The 21,771-nt window shown below is 44.5% G+C and carries 18 protein-coding genes; 12 read left to right on the top strand and 6 right to left on the bottom strand.

The features are described 5' to 3' along the window. Positions 1-26: 26 nt before the first annotated feature. Positions 27-3,719: a methionine synthase gene (metH, locus tag QQL66_RS13875; RefSeq protein WP_284382199.1), complete on the bottom strand. Its 3,693-nt coding sequence runs from the start codon at positions 3,717-3,719 to the stop codon at positions 27-29. 410 nt (positions 3,720-4,129) lie between these two features. Here metH and nfuA point away from each other — a divergent pair, with 410 nt between their 5' ends. Then, a complete protein-coding gene (gene nfuA, locus QQL66_RS13880; RefSeq protein WP_284382201.1) occupies positions 4,130-4,738 on the top strand; it encodes a Fe-S biogenesis protein NfuA in 609 nt (202 codons plus the stop codon). 154 nt (positions 4,739-4,892) lie between these two features. On the opposite strand, the gene QQL66_RS13885 is transcribed toward nfuA, so the two are convergent. Continuing rightward, on the bottom strand, positions 4,893-5,219 hold the full coding sequence (locus QQL66_RS13885) for a hypothetical protein (RefSeq protein ID WP_284382202.1): 327 nt from the start codon (positions 5,217-5,219) through the stop codon (positions 4,893-4,895). A gap of 214 nt (positions 5,220-5,433) precedes the next feature. Here QQL66_RS13885 and QQL66_RS13890 point away from each other — a divergent pair, with 214 nt between their 5' ends. The 8 genes from QQL66_RS13890 (at position 5,434) to QQL66_RS13925 (ending at position 14,327) form a co-directional block, all read left to right on the top strand. After that, positions 5,434-6,183 (top strand): pseudouridine synthase, encoded by a 750-nt coding sequence (locus QQL66_RS13890; protein ID WP_284382203.1) that lies wholly within the window; start codon positions 5,434-5,436, stop codon positions 6,181-6,183. Positions 6,184-6,321: 138 nt separating this feature from the next. Next, the gene (locus QQL66_RS13895; protein ID WP_284382205.1) at positions 6,322-7,335 is read left to right on the top strand and encodes an alpha/beta fold hydrolase; all 1,014 of its coding nucleotides are present in this window, start codon (positions 6,322-6,324) and stop codon (positions 7,333-7,335) included. Positions 7,336-7,461: 126 nt separating this feature from the next. Beyond that, positions 7,462-8,097: a glutathione S-transferase family protein gene (locus QQL66_RS13900; protein WP_284382206.1), complete on the top strand. Its 636-nt coding sequence runs from the start codon at positions 7,462-7,464 to the stop codon at positions 8,095-8,097. A 26-nt stretch (positions 8,098-8,123) separates the two neighbouring features. Continuing rightward, positions 8,124-8,462, top strand: a complete 339-nt coding sequence (locus QQL66_RS13905; RefSeq protein WP_284382207.1) for a c-type cytochrome — start codon at positions 8,124-8,126, stop codon at positions 8,460-8,462. A 161-nt stretch (positions 8,463-8,623) separates the two neighbouring features. Next, positions 8,624-9,691 (top strand): GGDEF domain-containing protein, encoded by a 1,068-nt coding sequence (locus tag QQL66_RS13910; RefSeq protein ID WP_284382209.1) that lies wholly within the window; start codon positions 8,624-8,626, stop codon positions 9,689-9,691. A 123-nt stretch (positions 9,692-9,814) separates the two neighbouring features. Then, positions 9,815-10,879 (top strand): helix-turn-helix domain-containing protein, encoded by a 1,065-nt coding sequence (locus QQL66_RS13915; RefSeq protein WP_284382211.1) that lies wholly within the window; start codon positions 9,815-9,817, stop codon positions 10,877-10,879. A gap of 206 nt (positions 10,880-11,085) precedes the next feature. Further along, the gene (locus QQL66_RS13920) at positions 11,086-12,864 is read left to right on the top strand and encodes a parallel beta-helix domain-containing protein (RefSeq protein ID WP_284382213.1); all 1,779 of its coding nucleotides are present in this window, start codon (positions 11,086-11,088) and stop codon (positions 12,862-12,864) included. Between the two features lie 95 nt (positions 12,865-12,959). Then, the gene (locus tag QQL66_RS13925) at positions 12,960-14,327 is read left to right on the top strand and encodes a hypothetical protein (RefSeq protein ID WP_284382215.1); all 1,368 of its coding nucleotides are present in this window, start codon (positions 12,960-12,962) and stop codon (positions 14,325-14,327) included. An 85-nt stretch (positions 14,328-14,412) separates the two neighbouring features. Here QQL66_RS13925 and QQL66_RS13930 read toward each other — a convergent pair whose 3' ends face one another. Beyond that, positions 14,413-15,369 carry a ChaN family lipoprotein gene (locus QQL66_RS13930; protein ID WP_284382218.1) on the bottom strand — a complete coding sequence of 319 codons (957 nt, stop codon included), beginning with the start codon at positions 15,367-15,369 and terminating at the stop codon, positions 14,413-14,415. Between the two features lie 47 nt (positions 15,370-15,416). Here QQL66_RS13930 and tmpT point away from each other — a divergent pair, with 47 nt between their 5' ends. Continuing rightward, positions 15,417-16,061 (top strand): thiopurine S-methyltransferase, encoded by a 645-nt coding sequence (gene tmpT, locus QQL66_RS13935; protein WP_284382220.1) that lies wholly within the window; start codon positions 15,417-15,419, stop codon positions 16,059-16,061. 112 nt (positions 16,062-16,173) lie between these two features. Continuing rightward, complete coding sequence (locus QQL66_RS13940) at positions 16,174-16,791, top strand: MiaE family protein (protein ID WP_284382221.1); 618 nt, start codon at positions 16,174-16,176, stop codon at positions 16,789-16,791. A 70-nt stretch (positions 16,792-16,861) separates the two neighbouring features. Here the strand turns inward: QQL66_RS13940 and QQL66_RS13945 are convergent, their stop codons facing one another. The 3 genes from QQL66_RS13945 to QQL66_RS13955 all read right to left on the bottom strand — a co-directional run bounded on the left by QQL66_RS13945 (position 16,862) and on the right by QQL66_RS13955 (position 19,829). Then, positions 16,862-18,442 (bottom strand): cation:proton antiporter family protein, encoded by a 1,581-nt coding sequence (locus tag QQL66_RS13945; RefSeq protein ID WP_284382223.1) that lies wholly within the window; start codon positions 18,440-18,442, stop codon positions 16,862-16,864. Positions 18,443-18,557: 115 nt separating this feature from the next. Then, complete coding sequence (locus QQL66_RS13950) at positions 18,558-19,301, bottom strand: UDP-2,3-diacylglucosamine diphosphatase (protein WP_284382225.1); 744 nt, start codon at positions 19,299-19,301, stop codon at positions 18,558-18,560. Between the two features lie 30 nt (positions 19,302-19,331). Next, a complete protein-coding gene (locus QQL66_RS13955; protein WP_284382227.1) occupies positions 19,332-19,829 on the bottom strand; it encodes a peptidylprolyl isomerase in 498 nt (165 codons plus the stop codon). Positions 19,830-20,013: 184 nt separating this feature from the next. Between QQL66_RS13955 and QQL66_RS13960 the strand changes: the two genes are divergently transcribed. Continuing rightward, the gene (locus QQL66_RS13960; RefSeq protein ID WP_284382228.1) at positions 20,014-21,693 is read left to right on the top strand and encodes a glutamine--tRNA ligase/YqeY domain fusion protein; all 1,680 of its coding nucleotides are present in this window, start codon (positions 20,014-20,016) and stop codon (positions 21,691-21,693) included. Positions 21,694-21,771 lie beyond the last annotated feature (78 nt).

The following is a 21,771-nucleotide window of genomic DNA, read 5'->3' on the forward strand; positions in this document are numbered from 1 at the left end:
CAGATGAATTCAGCTTAGTTCAGAACCTAGTTATCGTAAGACAGAACAGGGGATAACCAGCGCTCTAGTTCTTCCAAAGACATGTCTTTACGTTGAGCTAATGATTCCACCTGATCCTTAGCGATTTTGCCTGTGCCAAAGTATCTGCTCTCAGGGTGAGAGAAATACCAACCGCTCACAGAAGCCGCCGGGTACATTGCAAAGTGTTCAGTAAGCGTAACGCCAGTATTGGCTTCCGCATCTAGCAGTTTGAATAACGTTGCTTTTTCTGTGTGGTCAGGGCATGCAGGATAACCCGGTGCAGGGCGAATACCTTGATAACGCTCTTTGATCAGGTCTTCATTCGAAAACTCTTCGTCAACGGCATAGCCCCAAAGTTCTTGGCGAACATGACGATGCATATGTTCAGCGAAGGATTCAGCAAGGCGGTCAGCCAAGGCTTTCACCATAATCGAGTTGTAATCGTCGTGTTTATCTTCGTAGGATTTCGCTAGCTCTTCTGCGCCGATACCTGCTGTAGTCACAAAACCGCCAATGTAGTCGTGTTTGCCAGACGATTTCGGTGCGACAAAGTCTGCCAGACTCTGGTTTGCTTTGCCTTCAGGGCGTCGGTTCTGCTGACGGATGTGATGTAGGGTCGCCTGGATGTCTCCGTTATCGTCGTAGACTTCAATGTCATCGGCATTGACCTGATTTGCATTCCAGAAACCAACGACCGCACGTGCTTTGATTAACTTATTATCAACAATGTGCTTCAACATCTTTTTAGCATCATTGTAGAGGTTGGTTGCGGCTTCACCGACGACTTCATCATTGAGGATTTTCGGGAATTTGCCTGCAAGATCCCATGAAATGAAGAAAGGTGTCCAGTCAATGGTTTCAACCAGCTCCTCAAGAGGGAAGTCTTCAAACACTTTTACGCCGGTAAAGCTTGGAGCTGGTGGTGTGTAGCTTTCCCAGTCAATTGGCGTCGCATTGGCAATTGCTTGCTCATACGTTAAATCCGCTTGTTTTGGTTTACGCTTCGCATTGCGTTCACGAACTTGCTGGTACTCTTCGCGAGTGTTCTGTACGAAGTTGTCACGTAAATCGTCACTTAGTAGTGCAGTTGCTACCCCAACACTTCGGGACGCATCGGCCACATAGCAGGCCAAATTACGGGTATAGTTCTGCTCGATCTTAACAGCGGTGTGGGCTTTAGACGTGGTGGCACCACCAATTAATAGTGGGATATCAAAGCCTTGACGTTCCATTTCTTTAGCAACGTGAACCATTTCATCCAGTGACGGTGTAATCAAGCCGCTCAAGCCAATAATGTCTGCGTTGTGTTCTTTCGCTGCTTTCAGAATGGTTTCGCAAGGCACCATTACGCCGAGATCCACAACTTCATAGTTATTACATTGAAGAACAACGCCAACGATGTTTTTACCGATGTCGTGAACGTCGCCTTTCACCGTAGCCATGATGATCTTGCCTTTGGTTTCGGCTTTATCACCTTTTTCTTCTTCAATGAATGGGATCAGGTGAGCAACGGCTTGCTTCATTACTCGGGCACTTTTCACAACCTGAGGCAGGAACATTTTTCCTTCGCCGAATAAGTCTCCTACGACGTTCATGCCGTCCATCAGTGGGCCTTCAATCACATGGATTGGACGAGCTGCTTTTTGGCGTGCTTCTTCTGTATCCTCAAGAATGTAGGTGGTTAGACCTTTTACCAGTGCGTGCTCGATACGCTTTTCTACGGGTTGTTCACGCCAGCTCAGGTCTTCCTGCTGCTGCTTAACACCATCGCCTTTGTACTGATCGGCAATTTCAAGCAGACGGTCTGTGCTGTCTTCGCGACGATTCAGAATGACGTCTTCAACGCGTTCACGCAGTTCTTCAGGAATTTCAGCGTAAACTTCCAACTGACCCGCGTTTACGATCCCCATGCTCAAACCTTTCTGAATGGCGTGATAGAGGAATACGGCGTGGATCGCTTCTCGGACCGGGTTGTTGCCCCGGAATGAGAACGAAACGTTACTCACACCACCAGAAATCTTGGCATATGGTAGGTTTTTCTTGATGAAATCACAGGCGTTAATGAAATCAACAGCGTAGTTATTGTGCTCTTCAATACCGGTAGCAACCGCAAAGATGTTCGGATCGAAGATGATGTCTTCTGGGTTGAAACCTACTTCATTCACCAGAATGTCGTAAGATTTTTGACAGATTTCATTCTTACGGGCTTCAGTGTCCGCCTGACCTACTTCATCAAAGGCCATGACGACAACGGCAGCGCCATAACGCATACACAGCTTGGCGTGCTCTTTAAAGGCATCAACACCTTCTTTCATGCTGATGGAGTTAACGACACATTTACCTTGCACGCACTTTAGACCAGCTTCAATGATGTCCCACTTCGAGGAGTCAATCATGATTGGCACACGAGAAATGTCCGGCTCAGATGCGATTAGGTTTAAGAAGTGAATCATGGCCTCTTTTGATTCCAACATGCCTTCGTCCATGTTGATATCAATAATTTGAGCGCCGGCTTCTACCTGTTGACGGGCAACTTCTAACGCCTCATCGAACTTCTCTTCAACAATTAAGCGTTTGAATCGGGCAGAGCCTGTTACGTTGGTACGTTCACCCACGTTCACGAACAAAGAATCTTCAGTGATGTTGAATGGTTCAAGACCGCTCAGGCGACAAGCTTTAGGAATCTCTGGAATGACACGAGGTTTAAGACCTTGCACTTTTTCTGCAATGGCTTTGATGTGTGCAGGGCTGGTTCCGCAGCAGCCACCGACGATATTCACCAAACCGCTTGAAGCAAATTCTGCCACGATGTTACCGGTTTCTTCTGGTGTTTCATCGTACTCACCAAACTCGTTTGGTAGACCGGCGTTCGGGTGAGCACTCACTAGACAGTTGGCTTTATATGCTAATTCTTCAACGTATGGGCGAAGCTCTTCACCACCCAATGCACAGTTAAAACCAATACTTAACGGCTTAGCATGGGCCAATGAGTTATAGAAGGCTTCTGCCGTTTGGCCTGACAGGGTACGACCACTGGCGTCAGTGATGGTCCCGGAAATCATGATAGGTAATTCGAAACCGAGCTCTTCAAATACTTCCTGAACAGCAAAGACCGCTGCTTTAGCATTTAACGTATCAAAAATGGTTTCGATCAGGATGATATCGGAGCCGCCTTCAATAAGCCCTTTGGTGGCTTCAATGTAATTCTCGACCAACTCATCAAAGGTGATATTACGTTTTGACGGGTCATTAACATCAGGTGAAATAGACGCTGTTCGACTGGTCGGGCCTAAAACACCGGCAACAAATCTTGGTTTATCAGGCGTTTGTGTGGTGAATTTATCCGCAGCAGCTCGGGCAACTTTGGCACTTTCTACGTTAAGTTCATACGCGAATTCCTGCATGTCATAGTCTGCTTGAGAGATTCGCGTTGAGTTAAAGGTATTCGTTTCAAGAATGTCTGTGCCAGAAGATAAATAAGCTTCATGAATGTCTTGAAGAATTTGAGGTTGGCTGATAGCCAAAAGGTCATTGTTGCCTTTCACTTCAGTATGAAAGTCGGAAAAGCGTTCGCCCCGGTAATCACTTTCTTCAAGCTTATAGCTTTGAATCATGGTGCCCATTGCACCGTCCAGAACCAGGATGCGTTGTTCTAATTCTTGTTTTAATCGCTCAATTCGTTGTTGTCTGGTTTCCATGGATTACCGCCAATTCTGATACTAGATGACTGATGAAACTGCAAATTAATGACTGTTTTTAGGCACTCGTTCTTTATTTACTTGTGCTATTTCTGCAATGGTCACTGCACTCATCAGGGTAACTTAAATCGCTTTACGAACTTATCTGCCCGGAGCCACACTTAAGTGAGTGTGGCTGAGTAAGACCAAAAGGCCGGTCATTCTAGCAGAGCTTCTTTCTTATTTCATGTAGCTAGTTTTCGTATTCTGTTAGTGATTTAAAAAGTTGAGTCTGGCGTTAGATCCTCTTAGAAACCGGTAGCTGGTACTTGACTAAAAAGCTATACTATTTGAAGAAATCCAAAGTTCGAGTACAATGCCGGCCAAATTAAAGCCATTGGCAACGTACTTGTGACAAGCAAAGGCACTATATGACTCAATACGAAGACATTGATCACAACATCACCATCACTGATGGAGCAAGAGAATACTTAGGCGAATTGGTCGCTAAGCAGAATTCACCAGGTATGGGCGTTCGAATGTATGTGACTCAACCTGGGACAAAAAATGCAGAGACTTGTTTAGCCTACTGCAAACCGGACGAGATTATAGAGTCTGATTTGGTGTCGGATTATATTGATTTTCGTTTGTACGTTGAGCGCCAGAGTGTGCCGTATCTGGACGAAGCTGTTGTTGATTTTGCCAAGGACAAGTTGGGTGGTCAGCTGACGATTAAAGCGCCTAACGCAAAAATGCCAAAAGTTGACGAAAACAGCCCGCTTCAGGATCGTATCAACTACTTATTGATGACAGAAGTGAACCCGGGATTGGCTGCTCACGGTGGTGAAGTGAGTTTGGTTGAAGTCACCGAAGATATGATTGCTGTTCTACGTTTTGGTGGTGGATGCCAAGGTTGTAGTGCGGTAGATGTTACCTTAAAGAATGGTGTAGAAACTCGTTTGCTAGAGGTGATCACTGAGCTGAAAGGTGTTCGTGACGTAACAGATCATACTGTCACAGAGAATGCTTATTATCAGTAAGTCTCATATCCGCAAGCCTATTATAAGTAAGTAATAGCTTTGCGATCTAAAAAAGCCCGGTAGATTAACCGGGCTTTTTTGTGTGTGACATATTTCTTGTGTGATGTACCTTCTATTGCTTTTGGATCATCATTGAAAGAGGCGGGCTGTTGGCTCACAACTCGTTCAAAGATGAGCGAAAATCATCGCTTGCGCCATAAGCTTCAAGAATAGATATTTCTCTCAGTAATTGATTTGGATCGATAGCAATCGAATCTTGATGTAGATGACTCATGCCTATACTGGCTCCGGAAAAATCCCAATCGATCAGGAAGCCCAAGGTCGCAGGATTTTTTAAAAAACGGCCCATCTTGGGGCCATAGCGGCCTTCAAGAATGATAACGGTTCGCTTTTTTAATGGGGCAAGGCTTTCGAATATGGCACACCATTTCGCAATTTCTTGCTGATGGGAGTCGTGTGTCGTAGCAAAAGAATGCACCATAGATTAGCCTCCGATGAATTGAAATGTGACATAGTGTCTTTTAATTTTAGTTGGAGATCTCAGGGTGTTCTTATTTGTGCTTTTATTTGCAGTTTGTTTCAGATGGGCGGTTGAAAAATAAGATAGAACTTGACGGAAGTCTCACTGTTGATGAGGCTTGGGTAAATTTTGATGGGGATGAATCCATTGTTGATGTTGGAAGGTTGGTAAGTTCATGTGTTCTGAATTAGCCATTTTGTATCAAGACGAATATTTAGTTGTAGTCAATAAGCCAGCAGGAATGTTGGTTCATCGAGGTGAGCGAGACAGTGAAAATCGCCCAATTCTTTTGCAAACATTAAGAGAGCAATTGGGGCAGCGAGTTTATCCTGTTCATCGCTTGGATCGAATGACGTCTGGTGCAATTACTTTGGCTTTGAATTCTGAAACGGCCAGTCTAATGGTTGAGCAGTGGCGGGTTCGAACGGTGGAAAAACGTTATTTAGCAGTCGTCAGGGGGTACATGCCGGATGAAGTGCACCTTGATTATGCAATGGCTCCACCCATAGATAAGTTCAAAAAGAACCCCAAGCCCAAGCCTGTACAGGAGGCCATCACCGATTTTTACTGCCTCGGGCAAGTTGAAATACCCGTCGAGATTGATAAGTACCCTCAATCCAGATATTCCTTGATCGAAGCACTGCCAAAGACGGGAAGGAAACATCAGATTCGACGTCATTTGAAGCACTTGAGCCATCCTATCATCGGTGATACCCGTTATGGAAAGGGTAAGCATACGCAATATTTCAGAGATCATATGGCCTGCAACCAGATGTTGTTGCATGCTTGGCAATTGTCTTTTCAACACCCATATTCAAAGCAAACCTTATCACTGACAGCTCCGTTGAATCATACATGGTGGTCGATCGTGCAAACCTTTGGTTGGACTGAGGTGATTCCTCAAGCGTTAGTGGGCCATAGATGACGTTGTCTGGGTTCTGAGGATGGGGAATCTGTTTCTGGATATTCGGTCAGGATTGTCTATTCTCAGACACTAATGGGCATGAAAATTGATCTTACCGATTTGATTGCCACATTCTTATTACGCGGTGAGGATTGATCTATGTTGCTTAATTACATAGAGGGACTCAATTCGAAAGTAATGAGAAGGAACTCTGAGAAAATTTCTGACACCCCTGTGAACTTGAGTGAATTAAAATGCTCCGAGTTTCATGGATATTCAGTGACTGAACGGCATGTCAGTTCAAACGGGTTGTCCTTTTTTGTTCGCGACTATGGTCGAACGTCTGATCCCGCAGTCTTACTTGTTATGGGGCTGGCTTGTCAATTGACTGTCTGGCCTCCTGATCTGATTAAGGAATTACTGGGTCACGGTTACCGGGTTATTTGCTTTGATAACCGAGATGTTGGTTTATCCTCCAAAATTAATGGGCAACTTCGTGTAAACACCATAAAAGCCTTTGCTTGCCATCGGGTGGGTTTTCCTGTCCGAACGAATTACAACCTTTACGATATGGCAAAAGATGTTCATGGTTTGATTGAAAACCTGGAGTTGAAACAGGTTCATTTGGTTGGTGTTTCTATGGGGGGAATGGTGGCTCAGATAGTGGCGGCATGTTATCCGCAGAGAGTGGCCAGCTTAACTGCCATCATGACGTCTACGAATAGCCCTTTGTTGCCATTACCTGATATAGGCTTGATTATTCGATTGAGCGGTGCCGGAAGTGGTGGGCACGATCTTGATTCAGTTAAACGCCGTGTTATTGCCTTTTGGAAAGCAGTTCAAAGCCCAGCGTATCCCAAACCGATAGATGAAATCGAGTTCATGATAGAACGTGATTATCAGCGTAATTATTGCCCTGGCGGTATTATTCGCCAAACGCAGGCGATCTTATCTACTCGTGCTATCACTTCACTTATAAGACGAATTGGGGTTCCGACCCAGGTGATTCATGGTGATGCAGATCCTCTTATTAAATTGTCTGGAGGGCGAGCTGTAGCGGACGCTATTCCTGATGCAAGGCTGGCTATCTTATCTGGTATGGGGCACGACTTGCCTGACCCTTTGTTGCCTCAAATTGCAGATTTGATCCATAGGAATGCGATCCAGACCTAGAGCCCTGTGTATTTTTAATCCCATGCTGAGCTCGTCTGTGTTATAACCAAAAAAAGATTACACCGATTTTTCCCGAGGAAACTGTGTAATTCTATTTGGTTGATGCATGAAAGATAAGGAAGATACATGATTAAAGTGTATGGGTATCCAAAGACCAGAGCGTTACGTGTCACCTGGTTGTTGGAAGAGCTTGAACTGGATTACGAATATCACTTAATTAACTTTGCCAAAGGTGAGTCACAATCACCTGAATTTCTTGCAATCAATCCGGCCGGTAAAGTGCCTGCATTAGAAATAGACGGGCAAGTTATCTTTGAATCCGGTGCGATTGTTACCTTTCTTGCAGATAAGTATGCTTCGGGTAAATTAATTCCTAATGCTGGAACCGTTGAGCGGGCTCGTCATGATCAATGGAGTTATTTTGTTCTAACCGAGTTAGAACAACCGTTGTGGACGATGGGCAAACATAAGTTTGCAATCCCAAAAGAGTATCGTGTGGCTGAGGTATTACCTACAGCAGCCTGGGAATTTCAGCGCGCTTTGACAGTCTTAAGCAAAGGCCTGGGAGACAAAGAGTATATTCTTGGTGATTCTTTCTCAGTTGCTGATTTGTTGATTGCACAAACGTTGCGTTGGGGGTTGAGCTTCAAGCAAGCCATTGAACAACCTAATTTGATTGATTATCTCAATCGTATGGAATCGCGAAGTGCCCGATCACTGGCAGATCAGCGGGAAACTCAAGCGTTGGCTGAGCAAGGATAATTGATAATCTACCCCAAGGATGGGCAATGAAATCATTTCTTATCTTCTTCTTTTCTGGCGTGTTCATATCGATGTTGTTATCGGGGTGTAGTAAGCCCGATGACGAGATGAATGGCAAAGAACTCTACGAAAGCTATTGTGCAAAGTGCCACAAGTCTTCAGGTAAAGGAAATTTCCTCTTAGGGGTACCTGATAATCGGGGCACGAATTTGTCTTACTGGGAAATCAAAGTAATGATTACCCGAGGGTCGGAAAATCATAAAAAGATGCGTAAGTTTAAACATCTGACTGATACCCAGGCAGGCTTAATAGCAGCGTATGTTATGTCGTTAAAGAAATCGGGCAAATCTGGCGCTGCAAAGTAGGGTGCTTAAATGTACTGTTTCAGGTTATAAAACGCACTGTCTTACGTTTTGATACCAAACGGTAGCTATTGGTAACATTGTCAGGCTGGTTAATTTTAGAGTAAAAACGCTATTATCAGATGGGCGTTATTGTATTTGTAATCTTTGTGGCATAGAGAATAATGATAAAAATTGCCGATAAGAGACAAGATGTCGCATTCGAACGAGCCCGCAGGAATGACTTGTTGAGTTCTGCACTATGTTGGTTTGGCGTCTTATTTCTTACTATCTTTGGACTTAAATCCTACTTTTCGGGCTTGCCGGATTATGGCATAGGTTTGATGGTGTTTGGCTTGTGCACTGCGTTGATTTGGTTGCAGTTCAAGCTAACCCAGAATTGGCGTGTCTTTCAGAGCATGATTTGTCTGGGTTTTTCGGTGTTATATCTCTTCTTGCTCTCTTCTGGTGGTCAGGCAAATACCGGGCTGCTTTGGTGTTATACCTATCCGCTTATCGTGTTCTCGCTGTTAGGTACTCGGCTTGGCACGTTGTTAGTTGGCGTGGTGTTGTTCTTATCTGCCATTATTTTGTTCGTTCCTAATCTGGATTTCGTCACGCATTCCTATTCCCCCGACATTAAATACCGCTTCACAGGGTCGATTTTGTTTGTGACGGCCTTGGGTTACTTGATGGAGTTGTCTCGTATGGAGGCTCAAAGAAAAAGTGATCAGGCGAATGATGTATTAAAAATGATGGCCCATCGGGACGAATTAACGGGCTTGTATAACCGTCGTGGGATCAAAGAGTGCAACGAGATTGAAGTTTATCTTAATAGCAAGCCAACGAATGAAATGGCATTGGCCGTTTGTGATGTGGATTTCTTCAAGAAAATTAATGATCAATACGGTCATGATGTGGGCGATGAAGTATTAAAAGTGGTCGCTGAACGCTTAAAAAACTCCATTCGAGAGACCGATCTTATTGGCCGTTGGGGTGGGGAAGAGTTCATTATCCTTTTCCCAAGTACTTCGCTGGAAGAAGGCTATCAGCTTATTGAAAGGGTTCGCCAATCTATGGCGGAAACGCACTTTGATATTGCCGGTCAGCGTATTCGCTTGTCATTCAGTACTGGAATAAGCTCAACCCGATATTATGACAACTGGAATGACCTCATTAAGTCTGCTGATAAACAATTATATAAGGCAAAGTCGGCAGGCCGGAACTGTACTAAGACGACAGAACACAGTTAAATACATTATTGATAATTTTATTAAATGGGCAGTTATACTGCCCATTTGTGCTTTCTAGACCTTCAATTTTGGCGTTAGATTAAGCACTATTAAGTACTTGATCAGAATAATTGGAGTGGAACATTGGAGTTGCTAACGGGGTTTGGTCTTGGGTTACTGGTGAACATCATTGTGGTGGTCGCTAGGGATTTTGGTCGATTAGCCGTAGCCAAAGTGTTCGTTGTGTTTTTGCTAGCGGCCGTTGCGTTCTTAATTTTTCCATTAGTACCCAAGGAATGGTCTCTTTTCACCAATAACATTCAGGGGGCCGTCCCTGCTTTATTTTGGTTGCTGTGTCAGTTTGCGTTTAATGATCGACCAAGACTAAAAAATCTATGGTCAGTGATGGCTGTGTATAGCTTTATGGCTCCGGCCTTAGCGAGGTTTTTCTGGGCTGGTGAAGAGTTCACGCCTGTAATGGCATTTTGGGGTTGGCACTCAGGACAGATCTGCGAGTACTTATTAATCAGTCATGGGCTTTGGGTGATCATCTCCAATTGGTCCGATGATTTGGTGGAATCCCGCAGGAAGCTTCGAGTGGCGATGCTGGTTGTGGTTGGATTTGCGGTAACGACCGCTGCGGTCACACTTAATTTTGGATTGGCCGGTGAATATACACGTGGAATCATTGTTTCTATCAGCGGGTTCATCATTTCCATTTTCTTGATTAAAGGAAAGGATGGCATTTTGTTTGGGGAGACTCAGGTTGCTCATGAAACTGAATTTTCATTGACCACATCACAGGCGGATAACGAAGCTACTGAAGCCGCGCCTAGTGTGATGGCTGATGTTCAGCAAATGTCTGAAGAAGCCCAGCTGTTAAAAGATACTATGGATGCAGGTTTTTATCGGACTGAAAATCTCACCCTTAAAGTATTGGCCCGAGAAATCGGGTTGCCAGAATATAAGGTTCGCAGCCTGATTAATCAGACACTGGGCTATCGAAACTTTAACGATTACATTAATAAACTGCGAATCACAGACGCAGCGAAACGTCTGATTGAATCCCCTGATGACCCGATTTTGAATATTTCTCTGGACGTAGGGTATCGCTCTATTAGTTCCTTCAATCGTGCTTTTAAAGAAATCGTGGGCGTCTCGCCAACGACCTATCGGCAGCAAACAATTCGGGAAAATACCGTTTTGTAGGTTCTCAAAAGTTTAAATTTTAAGAATTGCATACCTATTGGTGAGCTTCTTTTTGTTGTTGTTAACTTGCTGAAATATATGGTTATTTTAATAATTGGGTAGTGGTCTTTTGATTCTGCTAATAGCTTTAGCTCGTTCATTATCTGTGAATTCTTTAATTTCTAATCTCGAAATAATTACAAAAATAAGTGTTCTGGAGATTAGGAATGACGAGTCGAACATCAAGTGCGATCGATAACATATACCCATCAACTACACAGACAGCAGGGTGGCTTAAGAAAACTCTTGTTGTTTGTTTAACAGCAGCCATGCTGACTGCCTGTAATGGTGATGATGGTGATCAAGGGCCAGCAGGTCCGGCTGGCCCGGCAGGTGCTGACGGGGCTTCACCAAGCGCAGGTAATGGTGGCGTGGCGAATCCGGACGGTTCTAACGTAACTACATCTGGTTATGTATTTCCTGCTAATGCTATTTATGTGGAATTACCTGAAGCGACTGTTGCCGCTGGTGAAGTAGATATTACTGAAGCTATCCAGTTGGCTTTGTTTGAGGTGACTGACAGTGGTTTGAGTGATGTTACTTTGGTTTTGCCAAAAGGTGAGTTCCTGGTTCACGATACCATCATGATTGACAGTGCAATTGGCCTGACTTTTACTGGCTATGGCATCAACGAGACCAAACTGGATTTCACTACCTCCATCGGTGACGATGCGATCCGTTTTGAAGGTGGCACAAATATCACCATTCGTGATTTCAGTGTTTATGAAGCACCAAAGAACGGTATTAAGGTGACTAACTCGAATGGTGTTCATTTGGCGTATACCGCAACCATTTGGGAAGGCGAGTTGAATGATGGAAATGGCGCGTATGGCCTGTACCCACTTCAAAGTACCAACGTACTGATGGAACATAACTACGCTCGTGGTTCTGCGGATGCGGGTATCTACGTTGGGCAATCTACCAACATTGTTGTTCGTGACAACATTGCTAAAGAAAACGTAGCGGGTATCGAAATTGAAAACTCGTTCAATGCGGACGTCTACAACAACTTGGCGGTGGGCAACACCGGCGGAATTTTGATTTTTGACCTGCCAGGTTTGGAGCAAGCCTATGGTGGTCATGTTCGTGTCTTCAACAACCAGTCGTATGCAAATAACTCAGAAAACTTTGCTGGTGGTGGTGCGGTTGGTATTGTTCCTCCTGGCACAGGTGCATTGATTTTCGGTACCAGTAATGTTGAGGTCTATAACAACGAATTTACCGATAACGAAACTGCTGCTATCGAGATTGCTACCTACTTCATGGCTGATGATGATGTGGCCAGCTACGTTGTTGGTGATGGTTCTGGAACCTATGAAGCGACCATTGCTAATGGCTGGAGTCCACTACTGAAGAACGTCAATGTTCACAGCAATACCTTTGCTCGTAATGGTGGCGACGCTCGTGGTCCTTCCATCGGTGGTCAACCAACGCTACCTGCATTCGACCAAATCGTAGCCGGTTATGAGGGCGGTGCGGCCAACGATATGTCGGGTGTGCCTACTGTGTTCCCTAACATCTTATACGATGGAATTGGTGAGCTTCTGTCTAATGCAGGCGCATTAGCAGGGTGGGATGCGATTGTTGCTCAGTCGGCAAAAGACGATGGTGTTGATCATGACCCTTACGCTGATGCAGACAAAATCTGTATTGGTAATAACATCAATGGTAACAACATCAGTGATGCGGCGAACACTACAAACTACCTAGCGTATGAAAACGTGAACATTGGTGTGGTGTACGGTACGGATGCGGCAGATGCAACTAACTGGAACGGTGCTGATCCTGCTGCTCGTTTGCTTTCAGAGCGTATGGACGGGCCTGCTCGTACACTTCTTGATTGCGATACTGAATTGACTCGTTTAACGCCAGCGGAAGTAACTTTCCGTGGCAAGGTCTATGGCTGTAATGGCGATGACCTGGCTGAGCCGGCGTGTTCACTATAAATCAAGGCAATGATCACCAAAGGGAATGTTTCTTTGAGAAAGCCTCTTTGGTGATCCCTGATTTATATAAGTAGTTTCAAGACGAGGGTAGATTCATGAGTTCTTTTGATATGTTTAATTTAAAGTTTGATGTGTTTAATTTAAAGAAAGTCACCCGACTGGGTGTTCTGTTAGCAGCGACAGGTTTAATGGCTGCATGTAGTGATTCAGACAGTTCCGGTTCATCTGTAGGAACCGGCGGAAATTCTACAACAGGTGGCATGATCAACAGTGGCGCCAGTGCAGCATCGGGTAATGAAGGTAATTGTGAGGCGAATACGGCCGGTGTCAACTGGGATGCGTTAATGACAGAAAACTGTCCTAACTTGTCTGACTACAACTTATTCCAGAATTCCACTGATCCAACCGCTAACCCTAATGCGGGCGGTGTTATCTTTGATTTAACCACGCCATTATTTACGGATTATGCGTCCAAGTATCGTTTTGTGTTTGTACCTGAAGGGGAAACCATCAAGTACAACGAAAATGAAGTGTTAAGCTTCCCGATAGGTACTGTCATTGCTAAAACGTTTACTATGCCGGTGGATACCTCTGCTCGGGATGGCGATGAAGTCGTCATTGAAACACGATTGCTTATTCATCGTGAGAGTGGTTGGGTAGCTCGCCCGTATTATTGGAACCCGGGCTCTGGTAACACAGATGCAGCCTTGTCGATCTCTTCTAAAACAGTCTCTGTGTCGACGACTCACGAAGGCACCACAAGAACCTTTGATTATATCGTTCCGTCGCAAGCATCTTGTTTGTCATGCCATGCGGTTCAATCAGCAGGCTTGCCAAAAATTACGCTGCCTATTGGTCCTAAAGCGCGCTTCTTAAATCGTGATTTCGATTACACCAGTGGTTCAGCATTAATTCAGACGGAAAATGAAACGGCCAACCAGCTTACCTATTGGGCTGAGCATGGCATTTTGTCTGGCTTGCCAAATCTAACTTCTGTGCCGGTGACTCCATCTTATCGTGATGAGAATGAAGCTGGGTTGACTAACATGTCTAAGGCGGAAGTTCAGGATGCTGCAGAGGCGTATCTTGATATTAACTGTGCACACTGTCACCGTGCAGGATTGTCCATCTCTGAGATTCAGTTGGGCGATGGTTCTTATGTGGATGAAAGCTATCGTGGTGCGGCAGGAAGTACGGGGCTACAAATGGAATACAACCGTAACTTTGAAGACGATCAAACCAAGTTTGGTGTATGTAAGACGCCAGTGGCGGGTGGTCATAACAGCTATCCACAGGACGTAGTGCCAACTCGTGCTGATTTATCTTACTTACGATTCCGTGTTGATACAACGGATTCTCGTCATAAGATGCCGGAATTGGGCCGCGTAACTATTCATGATGAGGGTGTGAGCCTGATCAGTGCATGGATCAATCAGATGGATCCTGCGAACTGTACGCCATAACCTAAACTTAATTCTCTTTTTACTTTGAGCGATGTAGCTTGGGCAGACGATATCTCAGATTCTGAGATATCCATCCTGCCCCTTTTTATTTTTTGCTCGTGTGTTGTTTCATATCATCGCAATAGTCTTTGTCTGTCCATCTCGGGGTAAACCAGAGATAGTCTGCCTGGGCTAGCTTATCTGAGTTCAACATTTGAACCGTCTCATAGTTGTCATCCACTTCCACAATCTGAACAACGACTGTTTTCTTTTTGGGGGCTAACATCGTCAGATGTCGTGGCACACCTATTGTTTTATTTACATGGTAATTTCCAGCAATAAGAACGGCCTTGTCTGACTTGCTCATGCTGTAGGCCATGCTGGCGTCTTTAGCGATTTGAATTTTGGCCATAGGTGCTGTTTGACTGGCAGGCAGTATGCCGCAATGATCCTGAAAAATGCGATCTTCCAGCTCACTGAGTTGTTCTTGGTTGAGAGCATCTGACGTTGTGAAGCGAGTCGGTTCGAGCGCTGAAAACCCTTCTTGATAGATTGTCATGAGGTCATCTTTTGGAAGGTTTCCTGCAATTATCTGAGCGCCTCTGGATAATCCGGTTTGAATCAGTGGCGTGTAATATTTTGATGGCCAGCCGGATTGGTCGAAGTTTGCTGCGTCGGAAATGTCTGTCGGAAGAGAACTTGAAGACAGTGCAGAAATGGCGTCTTGCTGATTGTAGTTGAGCATTTCAAACACCAGGTTGTATTTTGTTTCGGGAAGAAGCTCAGTCAGCAGCCAATTCTGGACATTATGATGATCTGGATTATCGTGCTTTTCGCCAATTAATACATAATCTGCAGAGCTGAGTTCTTTGATGAGTTGTTCAGGTTGAACTCGGCGCAGATCGGATATTCGAACAATATCGCCGACCAGGGAGTGGTCAGTTGATAGAGTGGATTCCCAAAGTATTTGTGTACGAATGTATGGACTGCATCCGACAATCATGACGGCTGCCGCAAGACTTATGGAAAAGAATGCACATGACCGAACAATCAAAGATGGCATAATACGTCCCCGGTTTAATGATCCAATGACTCTTAAAAGGTAATGCAATGGAACATAGCTTTTGGCACAACAAATGGCAATCCAATCAAGTAGGGTTTCACCAGGAAAGTGGACATCCTGACTTTGTAAGGTACTTTCCAACGTTACCCGCTGGATCGAGCGTGTTGGTTCCTTTGTGTGGCAAAAGTAAAGATATGCTTTGGTTAGCTGAGCAAGGCTATCAAGTGGTTGGCGTTGAGCTATCTGAGATTGCAGCAAAAGATTTCTTTGCGGAAAACGGCTTAACGGCGGATGTAACGGATCAGTCTATCAACGGTTCACAATTCCTACTGTATCAATGTCATCAGTGTGCTATTTCCATTTGGGTCGGGGATTTCTTTAAGTTCGAGACTGATGTATTCGATGCGTTATATGATCGGGCGGCCCTAATTGCATTGCCAGAGTCAATGCGTCCGGCCTATCTCGCTCATTGTCAGGCGTTATTGAAGAATGGTAGTAATGGCTTAATTATTACAGTCGTTTATGATCAAACATTGGCATCGGGGCCACCGTTTTCTGTACAACCAGAAGAGCTTACCTCTTTATGGAGTGGTCCTCTGGTAAAGGCTGGAGAGATTGAGTTGATCGAGCAGGAACCTCGTTGGAAGTCTAAAGGGTTAACCAGTTTTAAAGAACAATTTTGGCGTTGGTAAAGACCTTGGAATTACTTGATGGGAATCAACTTACTTTATATAGATGCTTTCTATGTAAGTGCTTTCCGTTATAATGCCGCGCAATTTTTACACAGATCAGAGACGTTTATTCATGCAACAGGTTGATCCTCAGGCACTCGACGAATTAAAAGCTTTTTTACCATGTGAAACACCGGATGAGTGGGTGGAAGAAGCCTTAAAAAATCAAGATATGTTGCTGGTGAACCATGCGTACCTCGAAAAGTGTGCGGCACGCACCGCGTTGAATTTGATGTTTAAGCATCCCGACAAACCGGATCTTCTGCACAAAATGTCTCGGTTGGCTCGTGAGGAGCTGGTCCATTTTGAGCAGGTAATGAAGATTATCAAAAAGCGTGGCTTGAAATATCGTTCTCATCAACCGTCCAGATATGCGGGAATGATGAATTCTGGTGTACGCAAGCAAGACCCTGATAAAGTCATTGATACCTTGATTGTAGGGGCCTTCATTGAGGCTAGATCGTGTGAGCGTTTTTCGAAATTGGCTCCGCATTTGGATGAAGAACTTCAGAAATTTTACATTTCGTTGCTTAAATCCGAAGCGCGTCATTACAAGGATTACATTACGCTTGCTGAAAAATACGCAGGGAAAGCAATCGATGATCGTATCGAATACTTTGCTGCTGTTGAGAAGGAAGCCATTCAATCACCGGATGAACTCTTCAGGTTTCATAGCGGCATTCCGGCTTAATTTAAAACAAAAAACGGGCTTTTAAAGCCCGTTTTTTTTGTTATGTTCTATTTGGTTTTTTTGTTTATGGCTAAGCGGTTTGTTGGCTCGGTGTGATGATTTTTAGGCTTTCTTCTGCAAAGCCGGAACCGGCTTCAGCAAAGAAGTTAAACACGTGATCAATGCCGCTTTCTCTTAATATTTCTTGTTCATCAACATAGCGTGCAATACCGGCAATCGAGCCTTTGTAGTGACTCAGTTGTAATTGTTCAGAAATGTTCTGCATATCCTCGATACTTGGTAGGGCAAGCATCACCAGTTTGACTCGATCAAGATTGAGGTTGTCCCAGAAGTCCGCATCTTCCGCATCTCCGAGTACCACAGGTAAACCTTCTTCGGTTAGACGTTTGATGGTTTGGTTGTCCGCATCAATACCACAGACTCTGTCTCCGATTTCTTTATGGAGCGCTTTATAAGCTCCTTGCCCGACTCGCCCTAAACCAATGACGAGAATCTCTGCATTGGGTGGTTGGCAAAAAATATCGCGGTTGAGTCGTTCCGAACGCTCGTATCGTCGGATAAGTGATTTGTGTCGAGCGTAAAAGCTGTGCGCGCCTTTGTAGGTCATACTGGTTATCACGAAAGAAATGGACACCGCAAGAGCGACAATTACAAGCCAGTTGTTATCCAACCAGCCAGCGTCCACACTTAAAACCATAACGATCAAACCGAACTCACTGAAATTCATCAGCGATAAACCGGAGAGGTATGAGGTACGGCCACGGAGTTTGAGTGCAGTAAGCAGACCAAAATAGAGGAGTGCTTTGACAAGTAATAAGGAGCAGAGACCAACCGCAATGAGCATCATGTCGACGGTAGGTAGTGCCGTGAATCCAATGGCAAGGAAAAATCCAATCAGAAATAGATCTTTAAAGCTGAGTAGAGCCTTTGCCAGTTCGCCTGATTTTACGTGTTGGGCCAATAAAACACCAAATACCAACGCGCCTAGATCGCCTTTCATTCCGACCAATTCAAACAGTTCATAACCGCCAAAGGCTAATAGGAAGCCGGTTAGAGGAAGCATTTCTCCGTGCCCGGAGCGACTGAGTATCCAATTGAATAGTGGGCGAGAGAAAACCAGAAGTAACAATCCAAGGGCCCAGACAGTGGGGAGTTGGCCTTTAGCGAAGACCAGGAAAAGCACTGCGGCGATGTCTTGCATTACCAGAATACCAATCGCTAACTTACCGTGTCGTGTTTTCATTTCACCGCTGTCTTCCAGCAGTTTTACAATGCACACGGTACTGCTAAAGCTGAGGGCAAATGCGATGATTGCGGCTGATTCGAGTGTTAAATCGGTGAAGTAGGGCAGGGCGGAAATAGAAAGTAGGCTGAAGACACCAGTTAATGCAGCGACCCATAATCCCATATGGAAAAGCGTGCCTCCCCAGACTTCAATGCGTGTCAGATCTTTTATCTGGATCTTCAAGCCAATGGTGAACAGTAAGAGTGTTACCCCAAGGTTCCCCAATGTTTGTAATAGTGAATCAGCCTCTAATCCATAGGCATGAAGTGCAAAGCCGGCAATCAAATAGCCAATGAGTGGTGGGAATCCTAATTGTTTAAAGGCAAATCCAAAAACGTAGGCAATAAGAATCCAAATAAAATCCATTGGTTACCCTTAAATGAGGAGATGGTAAACGCAGCTTGTGGGCTGCATTGACGGATTATGACCAAGCAACCCTTCCAGGAAAAAAGTGTATTGTAATTCGATTGATGTATTGTAATCAGATCGGCGTAATTTCAAAATCAATTAAGTCGAATCGGCCTTGATCTAACTTAAGGTACCAGCCTTTTTTATCCCAATCGCCCAAGACGATTCGTTCTGCATGTGTGGAATGCAAGGCTAATGCGACTTCAGGAAGTGGGTGGCGGGCAGGTCTGTGGGTGTGACCATGAATGACGATCGGGATCTTCCTATCGAGCATTTCCTGCTCAATTGTTTCAGGTGTAACATCAAGAATGCTGTAGTCCTGAATATCCCTTCCTTTGCTTTTATTTCGTAACTTCTGTCCGATGTTATTACGAACTTTTTTGGGAAGTCTTAAAAACAGCCATTGGACAATCGGGTTACGAACAATGCGACGATATTTTTGGTAGTTTTCATCACTTGTGCACCACAGGTCACCATGTGACAGCAGGAATTCCACCAGTCCGATTTTATGGACAATAGGATCAGGCAGTAACTCAACTTGGGCTAACTGGCTGAATCGCTTACCAAGCATGAAGTCACGATTACCGTGCATGAAATAGGTTTTAATTGAACGACTTGCTAACTGACTTAGTTTTTCACAGACGTCCAATTGAAATGATGAGAGTAAGTCGTCTCCAACAGAGACTTCAAAGAAATCACCCAGAATATAAAGGGTATCGTTGGGCTGAAGCTGATTTTCCAGAAATAGAAAAAACGCCCGGGTGAGATCCGGGCGTCCTTCATGCAGATGTAAATCTGATATAAACAGAGTGCTCATAGATTAAATATGACTCAATGAATTCTCTGATTATTCTTCGACAACTTCTGCTTTTTCGATGATAACGTCTTCAACAGGAACGTCTTGGTGACCCATCGCCATAGTCGTTGGCACTTTCTTGATTTGCTCAACAATGTCCATGCCTTCAACGACTTTACCGAATACTGCATAACCCCAGCCTTCCATTGTTTCAGCTGTGTGATCAAGGAAAGTGTTGTCAGATACGTTAATGAAGAACTGAGCAGACGCAGAGTGTGGATCCATAGTGCGAGCCATTGCGATCGTACCAGTCATGTTGCTTAGACCGTTGTTCGCTTCGTTCTTGATTGGGTCGTTTGTGCGCTTTTCTTTCATTCCTGGCTCAAAGCCACCGCCTTGAATCATGAAACCATTAATAACACGGTGGAAGATCACGCCATCATAGAAGCCGCTTTTTACATATTCTTCGAAGTTTTTCGCTGTTTCTGGTGCTTTTTCGAAGTCGAGTTGGATGTCGATGTTACCAAAATTGGTGGTTAGACGGATCATGAATAGCCTCTACCTTAATTTAAATTCAGATTGTTGACCGGTTTTACTGTTCGGACCAGTAGCACTAAGCAGTGCACGAAGGTACAATTCTTTCCAGTTATTACATGATACGATTTTGAACGACTTAAAAAAACACGTTTGTTTTATAGAGCGTTTTTTCTTTTTAGGGGAAATGATTTTAACCATGGCAACATCTGAGGCTCCAAGTACTCCTAGTAATTTTATCCGCCAGATCATTGATAAAGATTTAGATTCGGGTAAGCACTCTAACATTGTGACGCGTTTTCCACCTGAGCCGAACGGCTATCTACATGTGGGTCACGCAAAATCTATTTGTTTAAACTTTGGTATCGCTCAGTCGTATCAAGGTGTTTGTAATTTGCGTTTTGATGATACGAATCCAGAGAAAGAAAACCCTGAATACATCGAGTCCATTCGTAACGATGTAGAGTGGTTAGGGTTTCAATGGCCAGGGGAGCCTAAATTCGCATCCAACTATTTTGATCAGCTTCATGGCTACGCGATTGAATTGATCAAGGCTGGCAAGGCGTATGTCTGTGAATTGACACCTGACGAAGCGCGTCAATACCGTGGTAACTTGAAAGAGCCAGGTAAAGACAGCCCTTATCGTAATCGTTCAGTTGAAGAAAATCTGGATCTATTCGATCGCATGAAAAATGGCGAATTCGAAGAAGGTAAGATGGTGCTTCGCGCCAAAATTGATATGGCGTCTCCTAACATGAATATGCGTGACCCTATCATCTACCGTATTCGCTTTGCAGAGCATCATCAGACTGGCGATAAGTGGTGTGTATATCCAATGTACGATTTTACGCATCCAATCTCTGATGCGTTGGAAGGCATTACTCACTCTCTGTGTACGTTAGAGTTTGAAGATCACCGTCCGCTGTATGACTGGTTGTTAGATAATATTTCGATTGAATGCCATCCGCAGCAAATTGAGTTTGCCCGTTTGCAATTGAACTACACAGTAACCAGTAAGCGTAAACTGAAGCAGCTTGTTGATGAAGGGCATGTGACAGCATGGAATGACCCTCGTATGCCAACCATCTCAGGTATGCGTCGTCGTGGTTATACACCAGCAGCGATTCGTAGATTCTGTGATTCGATTGGTGTCGCTAAGGCGAATAGCACGGTCGATGTGGCTATGCTGGAAGCGGCGATTCGAGATGATTTGAATGACAACGCGCCACGTGCGATGTGTGTTTTGAATCCATTAAAGATCACCATTCAAAACTATCCGGAAGGGCAAGTTGAGCAGTTGTCTGCGCCTTTGCATCCGCAGAAGGAAATGGGTGAGCGTACGTTGCCTTTCACTCGTGAAGTCTTTATCGATAAAGATGACTTCCGCGAAGAAGCAAACAAGAAATTCAAACGCTTGGTGTTGGGCAAAGAAGTGCGTTTACGTAATGCTTATGTAATTCGTGCCGATGAAGTGATTAAGGATGCCGATGGTGAAATTACCGAAATCATCTGTACTCATGATCCTGATACCTTGGGTAAAAACCCGGAAGACGGTCGTAAAGTAAAAGGTGTAATTCACTGGGTGTCCGCAACGGAATCACTGCCTGCTGAAGTTCGCTTGTATGATCGCTTGTTTTTGGATGAGAACCCTGATGGAAATAAAGAGAAAAGTTTCCTTGAGTTGATTAATCCAGAGGCCTTGACGGTTGTTAAAACAGCTAGGGTAGAGCCAAGTGTTGCCGAGGGTCAGCCAGAGCAAGGTTATCAGTTTGAGCGTGAAGGCTATTTCTGTATTGATAGTAAAGACAGTCAGCCTGATCAATTGGTATTGAATAAAACCATTGGGCTGCGTGACACCTGGGCTAAAATTGGCGACTGATGCTTTGTCTTACTTTCTCTCTCTGTGTCTCAGAAAGTGTTAATTGAGGCTTTAGAGCTCCCAAAAAAAACCGGCTAT

This window comes from Litoribrevibacter albus (assembly GCF_030159995.1).
In the GTDB taxonomy this organism is placed as follows: domain Bacteria; phylum Pseudomonadota; class Gammaproteobacteria; order Pseudomonadales; family Litoribrevibacteraceae; genus Litoribrevibacter; species Litoribrevibacter albus.